The 20,757-nt window shown below is 52.2% G+C and carries 19 protein-coding genes; 5 read left to right on the top strand and 14 right to left on the bottom strand.

Features of this window, described 5'->3' with window-relative positions:
- Window positions 1-34: 34 nt before the first annotated feature.
- The 3 genes from ACCI51_RS02595 to ACCI51_RS02585 form a co-directional block, all read right to left on the bottom strand.
- Entirely contained in the window at window positions 35-1,228 is a 1,194-nt protein-coding gene (locus ACCI51_RS02595) for a c-type cytochrome (RefSeq protein WP_299584934.1), read from the bottom strand.
- Between the two features lie 111 nt (window positions 1,229-1,339).
- Window positions 1,340-2,026 carry a thiol:disulfide interchange protein DsbA/DsbL gene (locus ACCI51_RS02590; RefSeq protein ID WP_299584936.1) on the bottom strand — a complete coding sequence of 229 codons (687 nt, stop codon included), beginning with the start codon at window positions 2,024-2,026 and terminating at the stop codon, window positions 1,340-1,342.
- A gap of 228 nt (window positions 2,027-2,254) precedes the next feature.
- Window positions 2,255-2,914: a c-type cytochrome gene (locus ACCI51_RS02585; protein ID WP_299584938.1), complete on the bottom strand. Its 660-nt coding sequence runs from the start codon at window positions 2,912-2,914 to the stop codon at window positions 2,255-2,257.
- A gap of 124 nt (window positions 2,915-3,038) precedes the next feature.
- Between ACCI51_RS02585 and yihA the strand changes: the two genes are divergently transcribed.
- Window positions 3,039-3,707: a ribosome biogenesis GTP-binding protein YihA/YsxC gene (yihA, locus tag ACCI51_RS02580; protein ID WP_299584940.1), complete on the top strand. Its 669-nt coding sequence runs from the start codon at window positions 3,039-3,041 to the stop codon at window positions 3,705-3,707.
- 117 nt (window positions 3,708-3,824) lie between these two features.
- Here the strand turns inward: yihA and ACCI51_RS02575 are convergent, their stop codons facing one another.
- From ACCI51_RS02575 to polA, 5 genes are all read right to left on the bottom strand, one after another.
- Window positions 3,825-4,025 (bottom strand): hypothetical protein, encoded by a 201-nt coding sequence (locus tag ACCI51_RS02575; RefSeq protein WP_299584942.1) that lies wholly within the window; start codon window positions 4,023-4,025, stop codon window positions 3,825-3,827.
- Window positions 4,026-4,029: 4 nt separating this feature from the next.
- Window positions 4,030-4,482 carry a hypothetical protein gene (locus ACCI51_RS02570; RefSeq protein ID WP_299584944.1) on the bottom strand — a complete coding sequence of 151 codons (453 nt, stop codon included), beginning with the start codon at window positions 4,480-4,482 and terminating at the stop codon, window positions 4,030-4,032.
- 701 nt (window positions 4,483-5,183) lie between these two features.
- Window positions 5,184-6,152, bottom strand: a complete 969-nt coding sequence (locus ACCI51_RS02565) for a ribose-phosphate diphosphokinase (RefSeq protein WP_371842494.1) — start codon at window positions 6,150-6,152, stop codon at window positions 5,184-5,186.
- Window positions 6,149-6,829 carry a dienelactone hydrolase family protein gene (locus ACCI51_RS02560; protein ID WP_371842493.1) on the bottom strand — a complete coding sequence of 227 codons (681 nt, stop codon included), beginning with the start codon at window positions 6,827-6,829 and terminating at the stop codon, window positions 6,149-6,151. The genes ACCI51_RS02565 and ACCI51_RS02560 overlap by 4 nt, the downstream gene beginning before the upstream one ends.
- A 482-nt stretch (window positions 6,830-7,311) precedes the next feature.
- A complete protein-coding gene (gene polA / locus ACCI51_RS02555) occupies window positions 7,312-10,050 on the bottom strand; it encodes a DNA polymerase I (protein WP_371842492.1) in 2,739 nt (912 codons plus the stop codon).
- Window positions 10,051-10,392: 342 nt separating this feature from the next.
- Between polA and ACCI51_RS02550 the strand changes: the two genes are divergently transcribed.
- Window positions 10,393-10,689: a hypothetical protein gene (locus ACCI51_RS02550; protein ID WP_371842491.1), complete on the top strand. Its 297-nt coding sequence runs from the start codon at window positions 10,393-10,395 to the stop codon at window positions 10,687-10,689.
- Between the two features lie 76 nt (window positions 10,690-10,765).
- On the opposite strand, the gene ACCI51_RS02545 is transcribed toward ACCI51_RS02550, so the two are convergent.
- On the bottom strand, window positions 10,766-11,656 hold the full coding sequence (locus ACCI51_RS02545; protein WP_371842490.1) for a metal ABC transporter substrate-binding protein: 891 nt from the start codon (window positions 11,654-11,656) through the stop codon (window positions 10,766-10,768).
- Between the two features lie 148 nt (window positions 11,657-11,804).
- Between ACCI51_RS02545 and znuC the strand changes: the two genes are divergently transcribed.
- The 3 genes from znuC to ACCI51_RS02530 all read left to right on the top strand — a co-directional run bounded on the left by znuC (window position 11,805) and on the right by ACCI51_RS02530 (window position 16,219).
- A complete protein-coding gene (gene znuC, locus ACCI51_RS02540; protein WP_371842649.1) occupies window positions 11,805-12,596 on the top strand; it encodes a zinc ABC transporter ATP-binding protein ZnuC in 792 nt (263 codons plus the stop codon).
- Window positions 12,597-13,406, top strand: a complete 810-nt coding sequence (znuB, locus tag ACCI51_RS02535) for a zinc ABC transporter permease subunit ZnuB (protein WP_371842489.1) — start codon at window positions 12,597-12,599, stop codon at window positions 13,404-13,406.
- 221 nt (window positions 13,407-13,627) lie between these two features.
- Window positions 13,628-16,219 carry a TonB-dependent receptor gene (locus ACCI51_RS02530; RefSeq protein ID WP_371842488.1) on the top strand — a complete coding sequence of 864 codons (2,592 nt, stop codon included), beginning with the start codon at window positions 13,628-13,630 and terminating at the stop codon, window positions 16,217-16,219.
- A 445-nt stretch (window positions 16,220-16,664) separates the two neighbouring features.
- On the opposite strand, the gene ACCI51_RS02525 is transcribed toward ACCI51_RS02530, so the two are convergent.
- From ACCI51_RS02525 to cyoE, 5 genes are all read right to left on the bottom strand, one after another.
- A complete protein-coding gene (locus ACCI51_RS02525) occupies window positions 16,665-16,892 on the bottom strand; it encodes a hypothetical protein (RefSeq protein ID WP_299584959.1) in 228 nt (75 codons plus the stop codon).
- Between the two features lie 63 nt (window positions 16,893-16,955).
- On the bottom strand, window positions 16,956-18,152 hold the full coding sequence (locus tag ACCI51_RS02520) for a dipeptidase (protein WP_371842487.1): 1,197 nt from the start codon (window positions 18,150-18,152) through the stop codon (window positions 16,956-16,958).
- 146 nt (window positions 18,153-18,298) lie between these two features.
- Window positions 18,299-19,078: a CPBP family intramembrane glutamic endopeptidase gene (locus tag ACCI51_RS02515; protein ID WP_371842486.1), complete on the bottom strand. Its 780-nt coding sequence runs from the start codon at window positions 19,076-19,078 to the stop codon at window positions 18,299-18,301.
- Between the two features lie 65 nt (window positions 19,079-19,143).
- Window positions 19,144-19,830 carry an SCO family protein gene (locus ACCI51_RS02510; RefSeq protein ID WP_371842485.1) on the bottom strand — a complete coding sequence of 229 codons (687 nt, stop codon included), beginning with the start codon at window positions 19,828-19,830 and terminating at the stop codon, window positions 19,144-19,146.
- 4 nt (window positions 19,831-19,834) lie between these two features.
- A complete protein-coding gene (gene cyoE / locus ACCI51_RS02505; RefSeq protein WP_299583766.1) occupies window positions 19,835-20,728 on the bottom strand; it encodes a heme o synthase in 894 nt (297 codons plus the stop codon).
- Window positions 20,729-20,757: the final 29 nt, after the last annotated feature.

Genomic DNA, 20,757 nt, shown 5'->3' with positions numbered 1-20,757 from the left:
CACCGCTGAGTCACTGAATTGGCGCACAAACCTCTTAAAGTCTAGCCCGCTTTCTCCGGCGCAGTCCCCACCAAAGCGATAGTCCCAGCGCCAGTGCCAGCGTAAAGAGCAGGATTGCCCATAAATACTGACGCTCACCTCCCAGGGTCGGTTCGAGTTGGTCGCGAGCCCTAGCCAACAGTGTGCGCAAATTTTGCATCGAGGCGATTACCTCGGCATTGGGCGCACCGGCAAGGGCTTCCCGGCGCAGCTTCTGCCACTGCGTCTGTAACTGGCTGAGCAAAACCGCATCGTGTCTCTCAATTTGTTGCTCTAGAGGCTGGTAACCCTCGCGATAGGCGAGCATCAATTTATGGTAAGCACCGGCATTATCCCCGCCCCGGTAAGCCGTTTCCGCCAGCTGCAGCAAGCCCTCGGCTCGGGCTAGGGGGTGCTCCAGTGAGCGCACCAAATGAGGGTGCCCCCGCCACCACATCAGAGCGTTTCTGACACTGCTGGGCAACTCGATCGGCCGAGTGACCGCCATGCCCGGCAGCCCCACCAGGGCCGGGTAGCGCTCGGCGAGATCGGCGGAGGGTGGCAGCTGGTTCTTTACCGCAAAGGCGGCCACGGTCACAGCCAATGCCCAGCGTTGCCTGCTATCCAAGTCACCATCGATGCGATGACTGTGCACCGTGTCTACAGAGGGATCGAGGGTGTTATAGAAATCGTAAAGGCTGAAACTCGCCATCCGCGAAACATTTCGCAAATCAGGCACCGCACCGCCACCCTGCCCCCAGTTGCCATGGCACCTGGCGCAACGTTGGCGATAAAGAGGCATAGCCAGGCTTGCGGAGGGCAGGGAGTGCACCGGAGAGCGCTGCATTTGGTAGAGCGCGGCAAGGCGGTCGGCTATCTCATTGGCACGCCTGCGTACGGCTTCACCACTATCGCGGCGCCGAATGGCCTCTTGCAGCTCGCCTATGCCACTCTCCAGGGTTGCGCGGCCCGGCTTATCCGGCAGTTCCCGCACCAGCTCCAGAGCCTGAACCGCATGGTGTTGTTGGAGTCGATAGAGGTCGGTATCGAGAAGTTGGCCATTATCGACACTCTCTCCGTAATCCACCGCAATATAGGAAAGTAAATTACTCGCGCGCGCGGCCAACCTGTCGTTCTCCGTCGCCTGCTGCGCCCACAGGGGTTGGAACGAGAGGACCAGCAAGCACAAACAGATCCATGGATATCGCAAAAGTGACTTCCTGTGACCAGCAGCTGCAGGGAATAGCGGGATTATTTCAGTGTGGCAAAGATGCAGGCATAAAAAACCCCGCACTAGGCGGGGTTTTACTCGGCAGGGGCATTAGCCGCGGTCGGCGCGCTCCTTGGCAATCAGGTAATCCGCTACCTGTAACATCAGTTCCTGACCATTGCTCTTGCCTTTATAGCCTGGCAGCGAGGAGCTAATGCGGTACTTACCGGCAACAACCACTTCGGGCGTACCAGTCATTTTGTAAGCGCGCTGATTGGCCACACCCTGCTTGACCTTGCTGTTGATAGCAAAGGAGTTCATCAGCTTGGCAGCCTTGGCACCATCGGCACCGTGCTTGTTAAACAGGGCTTCAATGGCCGCGAGGTCTGGCTTAAAGTCTCGACCTTCACGAATTGCCAGCATTTGGCGCTGGTTGTAGATGGTGTTGAACAGCGGGGTGTGCATCTTGTCGAGAACGCCCATGGCATCGGCCACGTAGAACAGGCGGGCGTGAACATCCATCACCGGTTGCCAGATCGCGGGCAGCTTGTGCAGGGCCACATCGCTGGGCATTTTTTCTTTCCAGCGATCCAGAGTGGACTCAAAGTGGTAGCAGTGGGCGCAGCCGTACCAGAACATCTCGGTCACTTCGATCTTGTTGGGATCTTTCTGCGCTACCGTCTGTGGCAGCACTTGGTAATATTGACCAGCCTTAAATTCACCGCTTTCCTGGGCGCAGGCGACAAGGCTGAACAACACAGCCAAAACCATCGTTATCGGGGCGAGCACTGCTCTCATAAGTCTTCTCCAGCTTGTACATTCGTGGTTCGAGCGCCTGTTATGCGGCGTACTGTCTGGCCACTGAGGACACAATAGACAGCGCAGATTATTTAAGTTCCCACCGCCAGGCGCAAGGAAAGGTCGCAAAAGTGGCCATACTGTACCCAATTCCTACCCCTGTGAGCGAGCGCTAGGCATAAAAAAGGCCGGTGTGTGACCGGCCTCTCGTTGTTGTAGTTAACCGGTTTAGTCGGTCAGACCAGCGATATAGTTGGAGACAGCCTTGATCTCCGCATCGGAGAGCTGTTTGGCCACGGTGCGCATGGTGCGAACCTCGCCATCATTGGCACGGGTACCCGCACGGAACGCTTTCAACTGCGCTTCAATATACTCTGGATATTGTCCGGACAGACGCGGATAGCCCGCCGGGGCATTACCCTGGCCCGTGGGGGAGTGACAACCCATGCAGGCCGGCACGCCGGTTTCTTTGTTGCCGCCGCGGTATAGCTTGCGGCCGAAAGCCAGGCCATCGACATTGTCGCCGTTATTCAGCATCACGGAGATGGCTTCGGAGCCAGTGAGCTGCATCGGCTGTGAGGCGAAATAAGCGGCGAGGTCCTGCAGATCCTGCTCGGTGAAATTGTCCAGCTGACCAATCATCTGCGGTACATCGCGAGTCTTGCTCTTTATGTCCTGGAGCTGCTTGTACAGGTACTTTTCACCGAGTCCGGCGATTTTTGGGAAAGCCGGTGACAGACTGTTGCCATCAGCACCGTGGCAGGCGGCGCACTGGGCGGCCTTCGCCTTGCCCGCAGCAGCATCGCCCGAGGCCATTGCAAAAGGTACGGCTCCCAAGCCGAATACCAAACCGAGTGCCAGAGCAGTGTTTTTAAGAATGCTGTTCATACGTCGTCCCGTTGCGCGCTGAGATATGGCGTTTCGTGTCGCCCCCAATTGTCCTGCGACGCGAAAACCGCGGCATTATATACTTGCGCGCCAAGCGAGTGTACCGGATCAGCAGACTTAAACCATGTCAATTACCGAATTTGAAGCCCAACCCCAAAAACTGGACTACCGTGCCATACAATTTCTCATTAGCGCTCCGACTCTGGCAGAGTGCCCGGAGGATATCGGCGCCGAGGTAGCCTTTGCTGGCCGCTCCAATGCGGGCAAGTCCAGCGCCATCAATGCCCTTACCAGCAACAACAAGCTGGCGCGCACCTCCAAAACCCCGGGGCGTACCCAGTTAATCAATTTTTTCAGCCTGTCTGAACAACAGCGCCTGGTGGACCTGCCGGGCTACGGCTATGCCAAGGTCGCACGTGCCATGAAGGACGAGTGGCAGCGCCATCTGGCCGAATACCTGGAGCAGCGCACTTGCCTGCGCGGCCTGGTACTGCTGATGGATATACGCCAGCCACTCAAAGAGTTCGATCTGCACATGCTGACCTGGGCAGTGGAGGCGGGCCTACCCGTGCATATCCTGCTGACCAAAGCGGACAAAATGAAAAACGGCCCAGCCAACAATATTCTCTTCGCCGTAGAAAAAGCCCTTAAGGAGAAGGGGCTCAATCGCGGAGTAACCCTGCAAACCTTCTCCTCCACTAAAAAGACTGGCCTCGATAAACTGGAGCGCAAACTGAATGCCTGGCTCGCGCCTCGCGCAGAGTCAGCCGAACCCACCGGGGAGCTCCGCTAGGAACCCCAACCGATCGAGACACAACCCGAGCGCGCCCGTGTTACAGCTGGCGCAATTTTTTACTCTCCGCTCTCGAACAGGGGCGGTCGAGGAGGTCGGGGACTCCGAGACCGCTAATCAGAAGGTGCTCACTGACGACCGACCTCCAGCCGGTATCAGGGCGCGCAGCAACAATTTTCTCAGGCGCCTGCGCACCTGGGGGGTTGCGCAATGCAGCTCCTCGGCACTGAGGTGGCGCTTTGCCAAAAGGGCAACCAGGGCTTCCTCGGAGATCGCAACGGTCAGCAGGCGTGGAGGTTCTCTGGATTCTAAGGTCACCGGCTCAGTGCAGGGACAGGCCTGCCTCTTTATGCAGCCTTGGGCCTCCCCCGTTGTGCGGGGGTGCGGATTCACCATCGGCGTAGAGCGCGCTGATACAGTCAGCGGCAAGCCCCTGTTTATCCCGATCACCCAATTGACGCGCGAGGACTGAACTGGCTCCAACGAGGAGGTATTGGAGGTGTTTTTCATCACCCAGCTTCCGGTAAGCTGCCATCAGCTGGGCAGCACTCTCACTAAAGCGCGTTGCCGATATGGTGTAGCTGGGCGACTGTTGCGTGAGCAACATACCCGCCACATCAAATGCGCAGCCCAAATAGGGAATCGCCTCTCTATAGTTCCCCTCCTCGCAAAGTATCCTGCCGCGTTCTATCCAATCCAACCACGCCTGTTCCGCTCGACCGGTATTGTCGATCAACCACTGACGGTGGTTTGCGCATAGGTAACGTAAATTCACGGTAACCCCCCTGTTTAATTTAAACTGAAGATAATGAGAATCGTTATCATTTGCAAGCGCATTTGTATTTATGGCGCGAGATACGGGATTTGAATCACGAAGGGCAAAAAAACAGAAAAAAAAAGCCGGCAGATGGGGGCTGCCGGCTAGGGGTCAGTGCCCTTGGGGTGGGGCACTTGCCAGACGCACCCAGGGGGACGGGTACGCCTGAGGGTTCCTCTACCATGCAAACTGATTGCATATTGGTAGGTTAGGCTGGCTTCGATGGATTTCCCAGCCCGTAAACACCACGATCAGAGGTGCGCGGATACTATCCCTTTTAAAACCTTATTTTTGGACTTAGATTCCAAAACTATGAATATAAAAGGAACGGTTCGCATTTTTCGTTACAAATATCCGCTCTAGCCCCAGCCCTCTTTGCCCAGACAAAAAAAACCCCGGGTTTGGGGATTTCCGGGGTGAAAAAGCTTAACGCTTTGGGGTTAGGGAGCAACAATGATCTGTATTCTTCGATACAAACTCTCCCCTATTGGTTCCAACGGCTTGAGTAAATAAATGTAAACGTTTCTTACTTAAAGGAAGGTTTTTGCGGATTAAAGAGCATTAAGGAAATACCGACGACAGGCCGAAGTCTACCCACGCCCGCAAACCCGCCTATATACGCCAGATGATTCCTCTGTGTTTAGCGCTAACGCGAGCCTTTAAAGCGTGAGCTCACTCACCGGACCGCTGTCGTGCAGGCGCCGAATCGCCTCCGCCAGCAATGGCGCACAGTCGAGCAGCTGAAAATGCTCGGGGAGGTCGAGCTGGGGAAGAGAATTGGTTATCGCCACGACCTCCAAAGGTAGATGCGCCAAGTTTGTATAAGCGTCAGCACTAAACTGACCGTGGCTGGCAAGGGCCAGCAGGCTCTGCGCACCCGCCTTCTGCGCGGCTTCTCCCGCCCGATAGAGCGTGGTGCCACTGGCGATAAGATCATCCACAATCAATACCACCGCCCCGCGCACCTCACCCACCAAGGTGCCACCAGTGAGCCGCTCCCCATCCCGATGCTTCTCCACAAAGGCCGTAGTGACTGGGCGCCCCAGGCGCTCACTGAGAGCTTGGCGCAGTTTTTCCACTCGCTTGATACCGCCCTCATCCGGAGATAACACCACCACCGAGCGCTGCTCCGAGGCCAACCGCCTTATTGCAAATTCCAGCAACAGGGGCTCTGCCAGCAGATGTAGGGTGCGACAGCGAAAGGCATTTTCGAAGGCCGCCTGGTTGTGGGCATCCAGGGTCACCACCACCTGGGTCCCCATCGCTTCAAAAAGGCTGGCCAAGTAGCGGGTGGGCAGAGGATCGCGCAGTTTGGTGCGTCGGTCCTTTCGCCCGTAACACAGGTAGGGTATCACCGCGGTGATACGCGCGGCCCCGGCATCGCGCAGCGCGCCAATAAAGAACAGGCAGCGCAGTAATTTTTCATCGACACTGCTGCAGCGGTCCCGATACAGTGATTGCACCAGGAAGACATCTGCGCCCTCGACATCGTCCAATGGGCGCACTTTGTGCTCCCCGTCAGCAAAACAGCGCTCCTCATGCCGGGCCAGGGGTTCCCCGAGGGCCGCTGCCACGCGTCCGGCAAAATCGGCGCCGGTATCCAGGCTAAATAATTTCAATCGACTCATAACAGGCTCGCGCGAAACCAGCGCACCGTCATCCGCACCACTTCATCCATTGCACCCGGCTCCTCAAATAAATGACTGGCGTGGGGGACCAGATGCAAACGGGGTTCATTGACCATATGGCCCAGCGCCTCCTTATTCAGTTCCAGCACCTCCTTGTCGTCCCCGCCCACCAGCAGCAATGTGGGCGCCTTAACCAGGGGCAAATCCGCCCCCGCCAAGTCCGGTCGACCGCCCCGTGAGACAACCGCACCCACCAGTGAGGGCCGTTCGGCGGCCGCAACCAGCGCCGCCGCCGCCCCGGTGCTGGACCCGAATAATCCTATGTGAAGATTCCGGGTATTTTCCCCCTTTGCCACCCAGTCAATCACCTCCACCAAACGGCGGGCACTCAGGTCGATATCAAACCGGTATTCGCAGGTGGCCACGTCGACGCGGTTCTCATCCGAGCTGAGCAAGTCAAATAACAAGGTGCCGAATCCGGCATCATTCAGGCGGTTGGCCACAGCGGTATTGCGCGGACTGGTGCGGTTACTACCGCTACCGTGGGCAAAGACCACCAGCGCGCGCGCCTGCAGGGGAAGCGTGAGTGACGCCTGCAGGGTTTTGTGCTCCGCGGCCAGCGCTATGGCTCGGCTCTGCATCAATGGCTCTCCCGGCAGCCACTGGACAGGGGCCATCAATACACCTGGCCACCAATCCAGCCCCGGACAAACCCTCCTGCGAGAGCGTCCGATCTTTGTGACAAACGAATGAATACTCTGTAGTGCTCAGACTAGACCAGGAGAGCATCAGTAGGACTCGACGGCGTGGCTATGTTGTTAAATCTAGGAAAAGTGGAAATTTAGGGCACACGAAAGATGTTAAGAGGAAATAAGGCGGGGGCAAAAAAAATGCCCCGGACTTGGGGGGGGTCCGGGGCAAACATCTGACTTCCTTGGGGGATGATGACGCATTCCAACGATCTTGCCTTTTTAGAGGAACTGTCGTCGGAACAGTTCCACGCTTTTTCGCAAAGAATGTAAAAACGCCGACTAAAACACGATTTTTGGCGTCTATTTCACCATTTAAGTGCTGTTTAGTCTCTCTTTAACCGCACCGTGCGGCCCGGGCCTTCACTGATATCATCATCTTGTCGCTCAAGTCTTTTTGCTGATAGACCTCAGTGGGCCTCATCCCAATCCTTGCCGCGCCCCAGGTCGACAATCAGGGGAACATGCAACTGTGCAGCGCTCTGCATAATCTCCATGACTTTGCTGGCCACGATTTCAACCTCCGGTTGGGGCACTTCCAGAACCAATTCATCATGGACCTGCATAATCAACTTCGTAGACAGCTTCTGCTCCGTGAGCCAAGCGTCCACGGCAATCATGGCGCGCTTGATGATATCTGCGGCGGAGCCCTGCATCGGTGCATTGATCGCAGTGCGCTCGGCAGCCTGACGCTGCATGCCATTGCGCGAGTTGATCTCCGGCAGATACAGGCGGCGGCCAAACAAGGTCTCCACGTAGCCTTTATCCGCGGCCTGCTTGCGAGTGTCTTCCATATAGCGCAACACGCCGGGGTAGCGTTCAAAGTAACGGTCGATATAGGTTTGCGCATCGGCACGCGGAATATCCAGCTGCTTGGCCAGGCCAAACGCGGACATGCCGTATATCAGACCGAAGTTAATCGCCTTGGCGCGGCGGCGCTGTTCATCGCTGACCGCATCCAAAGCCACGTCAAAAACCTCGGCCGCAGTGGCCCGGTGAATATCGGCACCCTGGGCGAAAGCGTCCACCAGCCCCTTGTCCCCCGACAAATGCGCCATGATGCGCAGTTCGATCTGAGAGTAGTCCGCGGCGATGATCTCACTGCCGCCATTGATGCGAGGGTCCGCGGTAAAGGCGCGGCGGATTCGGCGCCCCTCCTCGGTGCGAATAGGAATATTCTGCAGGTTGGGATCGCTGGAAGAGAGGCGCCCGGTCGCCGCCACCGCCTGGTGATAGGAGGTGTGCACCCGACCGCTGGCGGGATCGATCATTTTTGGCAGCTTATCGGTATAAGTGTTTTTCAGTTTGGCCAAGCCGCGATACTGCATGATCAGCGCGGGCAGCTCGTGGTTATGAGCCAGTTCCTGTAGGACCGCTTCGGCGGTGGAAGGCGCGCCCTTGGGGGTTTTCTTGATCACTGGGATCTGCAGTTTCTCAAACAGGATCACGCCCAGCTGCTTGGTGGAACCCAGGTTGAACTCTTCCCCGGCCACCTCGTAGGACTGTTGCTCCAAGTCGCGCATTTTCTGCTCCAACTCGGCGCTCTGCACCGCAAGCATTTTTGCATCGATATAGGCGCCATTGCGCTCCATACGCGCGAGCACTGGCAAGAGCGGCATCTCGATATCATCGAGTACCTTCTCCAGAGTTGGTTCGAGCTGCAAACGCCCACTCAGCGCGTTGTGCAGACGCAAAGTGATATCCGCATCCTCAGCGGCATAAGGACCGGCTTTGTCCAGTTCGATCTGATTGAAAGTGAGCTGTTTTACGCCCTTGCCAGCAATATCCTCGAAGTGCACCGTGTGCTCACCCAAGTATTTGAGTGCCAAACTGTCCATATCGTGGCGGCTGCCAGTACTGTCGAGCACATAGGATTCCAGCATGGTATCCCGTGCGATACCGCGCAATACGATGTCGTAGTTGGCCAGGATATGGCTGTCGTACTTGAGATTCTGCCCCACTTTCTTTTGCTGATCGTCTTCCAGCAGAGGCTTCAGCTTGGCCATAACCTCATCGAAAGGTAGCTGCTCGGGAGCACCCATATAGTCGTGGGCCAGGGGTACATATGCCGCGCGGTAGGGTTCCACGGCAAAAGACACCCCCACCAGTTTTGCCTGCATGTAGCTGAGGCTGGTAGTTTCAGTATCAAAAGCAAAGATATCGGCGTCTTTGAGCTGCTGCAGCCAGGCATCAAATTCCGCCATTTCGGTAACAATGACATAGTCCCGTTCAACCGCTTCAGCCATGGCCTCCTCGGTCTCTTCACTGGTCAGCTCTTCCAACCATCCGCGGAATTCACTTTGTGTAAACAGTGCGATTAACGCTTCTGTGTCGGGCTCTGCATTGCGCAGATCCTGGGGGTGATAGGGCATTTCCACATCGGTTTTGATGGTAGCCAGCTTGTAGGAGAGCTCGGCCGCTTCGCGGTGCTCCGCCATTTTTTTACCGAGGGTCTTGGCGCCGCGAAAACCCAGGGGCGCAATGGCATCCAGGTCTGCGTAGATATTCTCCAAACTGCCGAGGTTTTGCAGAAGGGCCAGCGCGGTCTTCTCCCCTACACCGGGAACGCCGGGAATATTGTCGGACTTATCCCCCATCAGGGCGAGAAAATCGATGATCAGCTCCGGCCCAACACCAAACTTCTTCTCCACCCCTGCGCTGTCCATCTCGGTATTGGACATGGTATTGACCAGAGTGACACCGGGGCGTACCAGCTGTGCCATATCTTTATCGCCGGTGGAAATTATCACCTCCTGCCCCCGACGCTGGGCCTCGAGGGCCAGAGTGCCGATGACGTCATCCGCCTCGACGCCGTCCACGACCAGGCGCGGCAGACCCATGGCGTCGATAATGTCGTGGATCGGCTGAATCTGCTCGCGCAGATCATCGGGCATCGGTGGGCGATGAGATTTGTACTCGGCAAACATCTCATCGCGGAACGTTTTTCCCTTCGCATCAAACACCACCACCACAGGGCTGTCTGGATGTTCCTTCAGGTGGCGCCGCAACATGCTGATGACACCGCGAACCGCACCGGTGGGCTGGCCCTGACTGGTAGTCAATGGCGGCAGGGCGTGAAAAGCGCGGTACAGGTAGGAAGAGCCATCCACAAGGATCAGCGGGGCGGCAGAGGTGCTTTGTTTACTCATAAATCTTGGGATTCTGTTATTGGGCCTGTCGGGCGCTCGGGGCGCTAGATTGGGCGATAGGATACCCCCCTTTACACAGTTTTTCCGCCCGCTGCAGCCAGCTAAATACTTTTACCGCCGCCGTTGTGCCCTGCGGCAAAGCCAACTCGTCTCGACGCGCCGGTGACAACTATCGACGCAGTAACCACACCAAATCCTCAGGCTTGTCTAGTCTTGCCGGTAGCGACTTTTACAAATCGTTACCCCCCTGGACATAAAGGCTACTCGCTGCCCTGAGGCGGCTCAGGCTTTTTTATTCCGCGGAAATGTTACCCATCAGATGTTTAAGGAAGGACTCTAATTATGAGAGGAGTGATGTACGCCACTCTGCTGTTTGCCGCCCCTATCCTGGCCATGCCAGCAGCGGCGGTGTCTGCCTGCCAGACAGAAAAGACACAGGGAGTCGCCTCCACCTCAGGCGCATACCCACAGCCACCGAATCACGAACTTATGCTTGAAGAAGCCACTCGGGAGCAAACCGAAGCTCTGTTTCAGCGCCAGATGCGCCAGCTGGAAAAATTGCGCCGCAAAGCTGAGCGGGATTCAGTGCGCCTAGAAAAACTACAGCGTTTAAAGAGTGACTCCGACAACGCCGGTTAACCTTGCCCTGGCCCGGTGATTCAACTGCCGGGCCATCTCTTCAGCCTTTCAGGCACCTATTACAGACTGCACCCAGTTATTGAACAGCTTTCTCGTTAACGGCATCCGGTATTTCGCTGAGACAACCGCGTGCCTGGGTCAATAGGGATTCAATCAGGTCGCGATAATGGGCCTCGGGTCCCAGCTGCTCACCAAGAAGGTCCAGCGCGGCATACTCCAGTCCCATGTGATCCGCCAGCTGTTGGTCGCGCTCATTCTTCGGTGCTTCACCGAATAGGCAGCCCCGCCCCACCTGACTTAAATTGAGCATCGCGCGGGCACCGTGACCGCCGCCGCTGCCATTCCCCAGGGCGCGGGTTTTCACTCCGGCGGAACCAAAGAAGTGCCCATAAGCATCGTGGGTAACCACGATGGGCACATCGCGGTATCCCCATAAGGAGCGATCCAGCACCTTCTGTAAACTGGCCATGGACTCGGAAAAATCCCGCGCGCGGCTGCGATACAGCTCCGCCTGCTGAGGCTGCAGCTGTGCCAACCGCTCGGCAATTTGGGCACCCACCAGCGCTGCATTGCGCGGGCGCAACCACAGATGGGGATCAGCTGCACTGGCCCCTTGATACTCATACTCAGCTGCGCCCAATAGTTGCAGCTGTCGATCGTCGGGCAGGGAACGCGCCTGCCCAGCGAGTACCCCTTCCATCTGCGGACCCAACCAAACCAACAACAGAGCCCGCTCCAGTTGTGCCCGTTCGGAGACACTGGGTGCATAGTGGTGGGGATCGGCTCCTTGGATAAGTACCCGCACAGGTAGGTTATCACCGGCAATTTCCCTGGCAATCAGTGCCAATGGGCGCACACTCACCACAAGCTCGGTGCGTTCGACAGGCGCCTGTTTAGCGCAGGCCAACAGGCCAAAGCTGAGCAGGATCAGAATGGAAAAGGGTAAAACACGTGAATAGGGAGACATTAGAAACATTTGGCGACGTAAAACTGCGATATAATCACAACCGGCTTCAAGCCGCCAGCCCGACTGGCTAGAGGTTCTCCCGTGGGATCTTCATCTGAAAGCCATAAACTACGATACGGTTTTCCCTGCCAGTCCTGGAGATTTTGCTCTGAGCCCTTCCCCGCCGTTAATAACCGCCGACAGCGTCGCTCTGCAACTCTCCGGCCGGCAACTCCTCCGGGATATCTCCCTGGAGTTGATGCAGGGGGAAATTGTCACCCTAATCGGCCCTAATGGCGCCGGCAAAACTACCTTGCTGCGGCTGCTGCTGGGTCTGACAAAGCCCACCACTGGCGCCATCTGGCGCCGCCCTGATTTACGTATCGGTTATATGCCGCAGCGCCTGCATATCGACAGTTCCATGCCTATGTCGGTGCAGAGATTCCTACAACTGGGCCAACCGGGCATAAAGGCCGCTCAGGCGCAGACAGCCCTGGACAGAGTCGGCGCCGGGCAGCTGCTCCAAGCCAGCCTGGCCAACCTCTCCGGCGGAGAAATGCAGAGGGTCCTACTCGCCCGAGCCGCCTCCCGCAAGCCGCAATTACTGGTATTGGATGAACCCACACAGGGCGTCGATGTGGGTGGGCAGAGTGAGCTTTACCAGTTGATTGCCACTCTGCGCGATGAACTCAATTGTGGGGTGCTGCTGGTGTCCCACGACCTGCATTTGGTGATGGCCGCCACCGATAGAGTGCTGTGCCTCAACCAACATATCTGCTGCCACGGACATCCAGAGCAAGTGAGTCGCGACCCGGCCTACCTGGAATTGTTCGGCGATAAGGTCGCGCCCTATACCCACCAGCACAACCACCAGCACAAGCTGAGTGGTGATATCGCGGGGGAATGTACCAACAACCACTGTGGCGCAAAGTCCGGCGGCAAGAATAGAGAGCAACACTAAGTGGTCGAATTCGGCGAGTTACTACATAGCCAATTTCTCTGGTATGCCCTGGGCGCCGGCCTCCTGGTCGCTTTAGCCAGCGGCCCGCTGGGGTGTTTTGCGGTGTGGCGACGCATGGCGTATTTCGGCGATACGCTGGCCCACTCCGCCCTGCTCGGCGTCACTCTGGGCTTTGTCCTGCACATTATGCCCACCCTGGCTGTCGGTGCCACTTGCTGCCTACTGGCAATACTGCTCGTCTATCTGCAGCGCCGTCAGAAGCTGGCGGTGGATACCCTCTTGGGCATTCTCTCACACTCGATGCTGGCCCTCGGCATCGTGACTGTGAGCCTATTCGAGATAAAAGTGGATCTGCTTTCCCTCTTACTCGGCGACCTGCTCGCCGTCGGCGCCCGGGATTTGGCTCTGATGTCCATTACCGTGTTGGGCATCTTGGGCCTGCTCTATTGGCTGTGGGAAAAATTGCTGGCTTTTACCCTTCACGAGGAGCTGGCCTCAGTAGAGGGTATTCCTGTGGAAAGGGTACGCATGGCCCTGATGTTGATGCTGGCTCTATTAATCGCCATCGCCATGAAGGTAGTTGGCGTTTTGCTGATCACTGCACTTCTGATCATTCCCGCTGCGACAGCGCGCAGGCTCTCGCGCACACCGGAACAGATGGCTCTGCTGGCCTCCCTGATTGGCTGCCTGGCTGTGGTCTTCGGCCTGCTGGCCTCAATTTTATGGGACACTCCTGCGGGACCTTCAATCGTTCTCGCTGCCGCCGTTTTTTTTCTCAGCAGTCAGCTCCGGCCAGTAACAGCCAAGTAGCACCACCGATGTAAGTCCTCTCATTACCAAGCAACTGGCCCCCCCTGCTTGATGTCGTCCATTTCACCATAAAAAGGCGACCTACCTCACCCATTTCTCCACCGGCCCCACGGCCAGCCTCCAGGCAATTGTTTCAGTTTTCCGCCGTTGCTAGTGTTGCTCGACGACCAGCCAATTTGGGCCAGTCACGGACTATGACAATAAAAAAGTTGAGCAAAAACATGGAAAAATTCACTCTCCGTCGCAATGTATTGGCCAGCGCCATATTGGCTGCAGCCGCCACAACAACCCCACAAGCCCTCTTCGCTGCAGAAGAAGGCGCTATTGAAGAGATCACTGTTGTCGGCTCGCGCATCAGCCGCAACTCCGAATTTGAGAATGCCACTCCAGTCCAGGTAATGGATCGCGAGAGCATCGAAAAATCCGGTTATACCAATCTTCAGCAACTGTTTGAGAAGCACCCCGCCGCCGGTAATGGCACCTTCTCCACCCGCGGTAACAACCAGGATTCCACCGCCAATGGTGCTGCTGCGGTGAGTTTGCGCGGTATGGGCGCCGATGCAACTCTGGTCTTGATCAATGGCAAGCGCGTGGCTATTAGTGCCTTCGCCGAGAGCATCAGCACTAATTTCGTAGATATCAACAGCATCCCCCTGGCAGCGGTTGAACGAGTGGAAATCCTGAAAGACGGTGCCTCAGCTATCTATGGCTCTGACGCCGTTGCCGGTGTGGTCAACCTGGTATTGCGCAAGGACTTTGAAGGAACAGAAGTCTCAATGGACTTTGGTAGTGCAGAGGACTATTCCGAGCGATCCTTCAGTGCGGTTTGGGGAATCAATGGGGAAAACTCTAATTTCACTGTCATCTTGGACCATAGTGCAAATAGCCGCCTTACCAGCTCAGAACGTGGTCTGGACACCCCAAATTTAAAAAGTCGCGGAGGAAATGACAACCGATCATCCCGTGGCTTTCCTGGCAGCTTTACCCTAAGTGATGGGACCACTGTTGCTGATCCAAGCTGTCCAGAAGAGCGGGTTGATGGCGGGGTCTGCCTCTATAACTATGGCCCCTGGAACCTTCTCACCCCAGAATCTGAGCGTACCGGTCTACTGATGCTCGGCCGTTCGCAACTGAATGAAAGCATCGAGTTTTTTAGTGAAATTGGCATCCAACATAACACCTCTGTCGCTCAGGGAGCACCAACGCCTCTTGATGAAAAGGCTGGACTCTATGTACTGGCAGACCACCCGAACAACCCCTTCGGTGAAGATGTAGATATCTACCGTTTCCGTACGGTAGATGCCGGCGCGCGCCAATGGGATATAGAAACCGATAATCTGCGTGGTGTCTTCGGTCTGCGCGGCAGTATCGCTGAATGGGACTGGGAGGCTTCTGTACAACGCTCTCGCAGCGAATCCAAACAAACCGGAAATCAATCTCAGGGGTGGGTGCGCACTGACCTTCTCCAACAGGAGATCAATGCCGGGCGATATAATCCCTTTGGTGGAGTACAAAACCCAGATTCAATTATCGATGCAATTACTACCAATCTGGTGCGCCAGGGCAAGTCCGAATTTACAGGTTACGACTTTACGATTAGTGGGGATCTAGTTGATACCAGAAACGGTACCATCGCGATGGCTACAGGCATCGAATACCGAGAGGAAAAGGTATCCGATAAACCCGATGATCAGTTCCTGCGCGGCTTGATTTTTGGTACTGAATCCGTTTTTGCAAAAGCTAGCCGTGATATTACCTCTGCCTATGTTGAATTTGCATTTCCTCTGCCCGCCAACTTCGAGCTGAGCCTGGCCGGGCGTTACGATGATTACAGTGATTTTGGCGACACGACTAATCCTATGGCGAGTTTACTTTGGACTGCTAACGATATGCTCTCCCTGCGCGCATCCTGGGGCACAGGGTTCCGTGCTCCATCACTGGCTCAGGTTGGTCTAGGACCATCGCAAAAATCATTATTTATAGAAGATACCTATGGTTGCGCCGACAATATAACTTTCTGCAGCAGCACAGACTATACGGTTGTCTTCACAGGCAACGCCGACCTTGAGCCTGAGGAGTCGGAGTCATTTAATATCGGTGCAGTTTTTGAACCGTTAGAGGGGCTGCAATTGTCTCTGGACTACTGGAACATTGTTCAGGAAAACAAGATTGAAGCAGAACCCGCCAAATATCTTTATGACAAATACTGTGGTAGCCAGGAAAGTGTGATTTGTGATCGCGCAGATCCTTTGAAACCAGAGCATAGCTTAGGCCCTATTCAGGATATCTATGGAACGTATCTTAATATCGGTGAGCAAGATGTTTCTGGCATCGACTTAACTGCTGTTTATAGCGGATTATCTTTAGCCGGCGGTGAATTGGGTTTACGCCTGGATTATTCCTATCTTGCCGAGTTTGAGCGGGTTGGGCTGGGCTCCACAGAAGACCCTATTACAGAGGACTTGGCAGGAGAATATGAATACCCTCAGCACCGCTGGACAGCAACCGCTGACTGGTCTCTAAATAACTTTGGTTTTAGTGCGGGTGTTAATTACATCGGTGAGTTTGAAGATATTCCAGATTTAGGCGTTTCGCGTACAGATCGTACCGTGAACTCCTTTATGACAGTCAACTTCCAGGCCAGATATACTGGCTTTAATAATATGATTGTCAGTCTCGGTGCGGAAAATCTATTTGATGAAGATCCAGCCTTCGCAATAGGTGATGGCGAAAACGATCTTTACGGCTATGTACAATCACAACACGATCCACGCGGCCGCTTTGTCTACGGTAAAATGACCTATAACTTTTAAATAGAAACAGTATTAAATCAACTAGGGAAGCCTCTGGCTTCCCTTTTTTAGTATATATATCACCCAATTCTGCTTAAACTTCTCGGCAATTTACAACTTTACCTGTTAACGGATTATTTTTTCCTGGATTTATTTCTTACTGGCTCGTAGCCAGCTTTATGAAACTCATACACGGTCAAAATAACACCAAGTAACATACATATTGAAACACCAATTCCGGTGAATAAAATAAATGAATCGATCACACCTATCCCCGGCGAGCTAGTAAAGCAGAAACTTTAAAATAAATACCGAAAGTAAGAATACTCGGCACCCATATCGCGGTAAAAACACCCTGTTCTTTATAACCGTTAAACCACAAATATCCGGACAAACAAAAAGAAATCAAAACCGCCAACAAAATAAATAAATCGGACGCTTTTAGCATATTTCTATCCGCTTATTTCTAGTCATAATCCCAAAATCCAATAGCAGCTATCAGCAGACCAAAAATTGTAATACCTGCAGGTATACGCAAGCCTGGAAGACCAAAAACCTTGAGCATTGAAGGGACAATCCCTAGCAAACCAGCCATACCCCACAAGATAAATGGCGCAGTAATTAATAAACCAATCCAACCAATCAACAATCGAACTTTTTTGGTTTCATTAAATAGATTAATCACTTTTTTCAAGAGAAATTTATATCCCTTTATAGCTTACTGAAAGAATAGTGCACAAATAGCTTAGAGCCAGCGCTACTGCCCCTGTAAATCGGCATATTCTTCATTTTCCTGCCAAACCCGTAGTAGGTTTCCTGCCAGGATCTTTTTTATGTCAGTCATGCTATATCCACGCTTTAAAAGTCCATGCACAAGATTGGGGTATTCTGAGACGTCTTTTAAACCAACTGGCAAGCTATCACCTACTCCATCGAAATAAGAGCCTATACCAATATGCTCGACACCCACCAGATTTCGAATATGATCGAAGTGATCAAGAACATCATCCAGATCAGCATACACAAACCTCTCTTTACGCAGTGATTCGGCAAACGCTTCAACTTCACGACTGTCTTTTGAAAGATTATTTTCCTGTATAAATTCTTCAACTGAAGCACTAATCGACCCAAATGAATCGCGTGATTTAGCACTAATAAACGTTGAGCCAAAGTTGATCATAATTATCCCGCCTTGGTCAGCGAGCGCCTTGATCATTGCGTCACTCATATTTCGCTCAAACCCAGGGGTGAAATGTCGGGCGGAGGAATGTGAAGCAATAACAGGCACACTGGAAATCTCTAAAACCTGCCAAAAAGCTTTATCAGAAACATGGGATACATCAACCATAATTCCTAACTTATTCATTTCCATAACTAATTGGCTACCAAAGTCGCTCAATCCACCCCATGGACGAGACTCATCATAGGAGGAGTCTGAAATATGATTGCTCTTTGAGTGAGTCAGAGTGATATAACGAACGCCACGACGTTGAAAATGCCGAAGCGTTTCAATACTTCCATTGATAGCCGCACCATTTTCCATTCCTAACGGCAGAGAAATCTTTCCCTGCTCAACTTGATTATTTAACTGCTGCAGAGTATTAGGAATGGCGAATATATTTGGATGGGCAGTTACCAGATCTTCAATACGATCGATCAATTGGTTTGCATATTCAGTAGCAGTACCATCGACTTCTTTTTCTGCCGGGATATAAATTGACATAAAGGGAGCATTCAAACCACCAGCTTTAGCCCTGGGAACATCAAAATCACCAACACTAGTAGAAAGGCTAACATCCGTATTTTCTTTTGAAAGCCTATAAGGCAAATCGATATGCCCATCGATAAGAATATTTTGATTAACTAGCTGCTGGGCAAGAGCATATTGATCATTTTGTGAAGTCTTATTGCATCCCCCTAGGACTAAAATAATGACAAAAATCATTTTTCTCATAGCAAATCTTCCAAAATTTTAAATATTTATCAGTGGGTATTTTGATGGAGGTTCCGGATTTTCTACACGTTGAATCCAGAATAAAGAAAGAAAAACACTTAAAGTTTGGGAAATGTTGTAGATATATATTTCCCGTATTTGGTATCCTATCCCGGTAGAGGATATGGCAAGACCAATATATGAAATATATTCACCCCCCAGTGCGCCAATACACAAAGCCAAAAATTTCTCCGTAGATACCAGAGTAAAGCGTAACAAAATGAAGCTACTCCCAGTAATAAAATAGCTACCAAATTACTGGACCAACCTATATGAAGCAAGGCAAAGATAACTGCGACAATGGGCACAGATAACCATCGCCAACCATCCATACTCTCTTCTATACCTCTTTGCAATATCCAACGGAAAAAGCCTTCTTCACTGATACAAACCACTAATAAATTGAGTAGGATGGCGGTAATAATTGTGGTGGATATTTTAAAGTAAGGTTCATATAGAATTAGAGCAATAATCAATGGAATTACAATCGCCACAAATAAATAGGGTAAATCATAAATTTGTATCGACTGCTGTAAACGCATCATAAAAGCAATAATTGTAACCGATATTATCGCCTTACCACTATTAAAGCTTGCATATATCAGGTTTCCTGTATTATCTGAATAAGGCTGTAAAACCTGTATACTCGCACTTCCGGGAATTACATTTAAGCCAGCAATAAGCATTAAAGCTGCACAGATTAAGAAAAGGGCAGCTCGCTTCCAGCCTCTATTGAATTCCAAAGCAATTAGAGAAACCCAGGTAAGTGGAGCTAGTAAACCTGTCCAACCATAAGGAATAATACACAAGGTTAATAGAATTGGGGCTCCCCAAGGTACCCCAGATGTATTGATTGATTTTTTTGAGCTGGCAACCTCAGATGACATCAACGTTCACTAATACACAGTTAATAATCTTCAGAAGATGAAAGAATATATCTGGACAAATTAAATTACCCATTAAATGTTGCACGAATTGATCGATAGGTCAGTTTCATCTTTACAGGATCAAGAGGTGCCTTAAAAAAAGCGTGGTAATGTCCGAGAGGATTAATAAGTACTACTTGTGAACCATGATCCACCGTGTAATTTCCACCTTCCAGAGTCACTTTATTAAAAGGTATATTGAGTTGCGTAGCAAAACGCTTTATATCAAAAAAATCACCAGTGACGCCCTGAAATTCATTATTAAAGTAACGTACATAATCACGCAGGACTTTAGGTTTATCTCGAGTTGGGTCGACCGAAACCAGTATGATTTTTGTATCCCTCTGAATGTCACCATCAAGCATCTGATAAAACTTACTCAATTCAGAAAGTGTTGTGGGGCATATGTCTGGGCAATGGGTAAATCCAAAAAATAATAATGTCCAATGCCCTTTCAAATTTTTTGTTTCGAATCTAACTCCAGAATCTGAAAGTAATTCAAAATTATCAATGATTCGGGCACGCTGTAATTTAACCGCTCCGTTCAAACGCAGTTCCGAATCCGTTATGACTCTTGGTTGACTTAGCTTATGCACAAAGCCCATCAATACCAAGATGATGAATACAAGCAGAACAGTAATCGTGATTCGAACTCCACGCTTCTGCTGTTGTTCTAGAGAGAAATCAGAATTATTTAATAGATTCTTTATCATCGTATTACACCGCAATCAAATAGTGATCTAATAACATAATGCAAAACAATGCCATCAAATAAATAATTGAATATCTAAAGGTCTCTATACCCGCATTCGGGTCACGACCGCGCAACATTACTAAGCTCCAATATATAAAGCCCAGTCCGAGAACGACTGCCCCCAGAAGGTAAAGCCAACCCAACATAGCTGTAGCAAATGGAAGTAGACTTACCGCAAATAAAATTAATGTATAGAGTAAAATATGCAGATTGGTGTAGGGGATACCATGGGTAACGGGAAGCATTGGTACGTTAGCTCTGGCATAATCATCTTTCCTATGCACAGCAAGCGCCCAAAAATGGGGGGGAGTCCAAGCGAATATAATCAAGACGAGCAACAGTGCATGTGCATGAATCTCGCCAGTAACAGCCGTCCACCCTAATAATGGCGGGGCAGCACCAGCTAAGCCACCGATAACAATATTTTGGGGCGTTGCATGCTTCAAAAACATAGTATAAATAACCGCATACCCCAGCAATGAAATAAGTGTTAGCCATGCTGTTAGGGCATTCACAAACACCATAAGCACTGTCATACCCAGCACCGCTAATAAAAGTGCGAATACTATGGCCTTATAAGGTTCAACTCGACCCTTAGCAACTGGACGATTGCTGGTGCGCGCCATCTTTGTATCTATATAGCGGTCAACCAGGTGATTAACAGCCGCAGCACTTCCTGCACAGAGAGCAATACCTAGATTCCCCAAAATCAGAGTATTCAAAGGCACCATGCCGGGAACGGCCAATAACATACCAATTAAGGAGGTCAGAATCATCAACATGACTACTCTTGGCTTGGTGAGCTCGTAGTAGTCACGCCAGTTGGTTGAAGCCAATTCAGCTGTTTTTATAAACATAATATTATCTCTGAATATTCCCTAATAAG

Source organism: Microbulbifer echini (assembly GCF_041447225.1).
In the GTDB taxonomy this organism is placed as follows: domain Bacteria; phylum Pseudomonadota; class Gammaproteobacteria; order Pseudomonadales; family Cellvibrionaceae; genus Microbulbifer; species Microbulbifer echini.
Note: the sequence above shows the minus strand (reverse complement) of the source record. Positions and strands in the feature narration are given on the sequence as shown.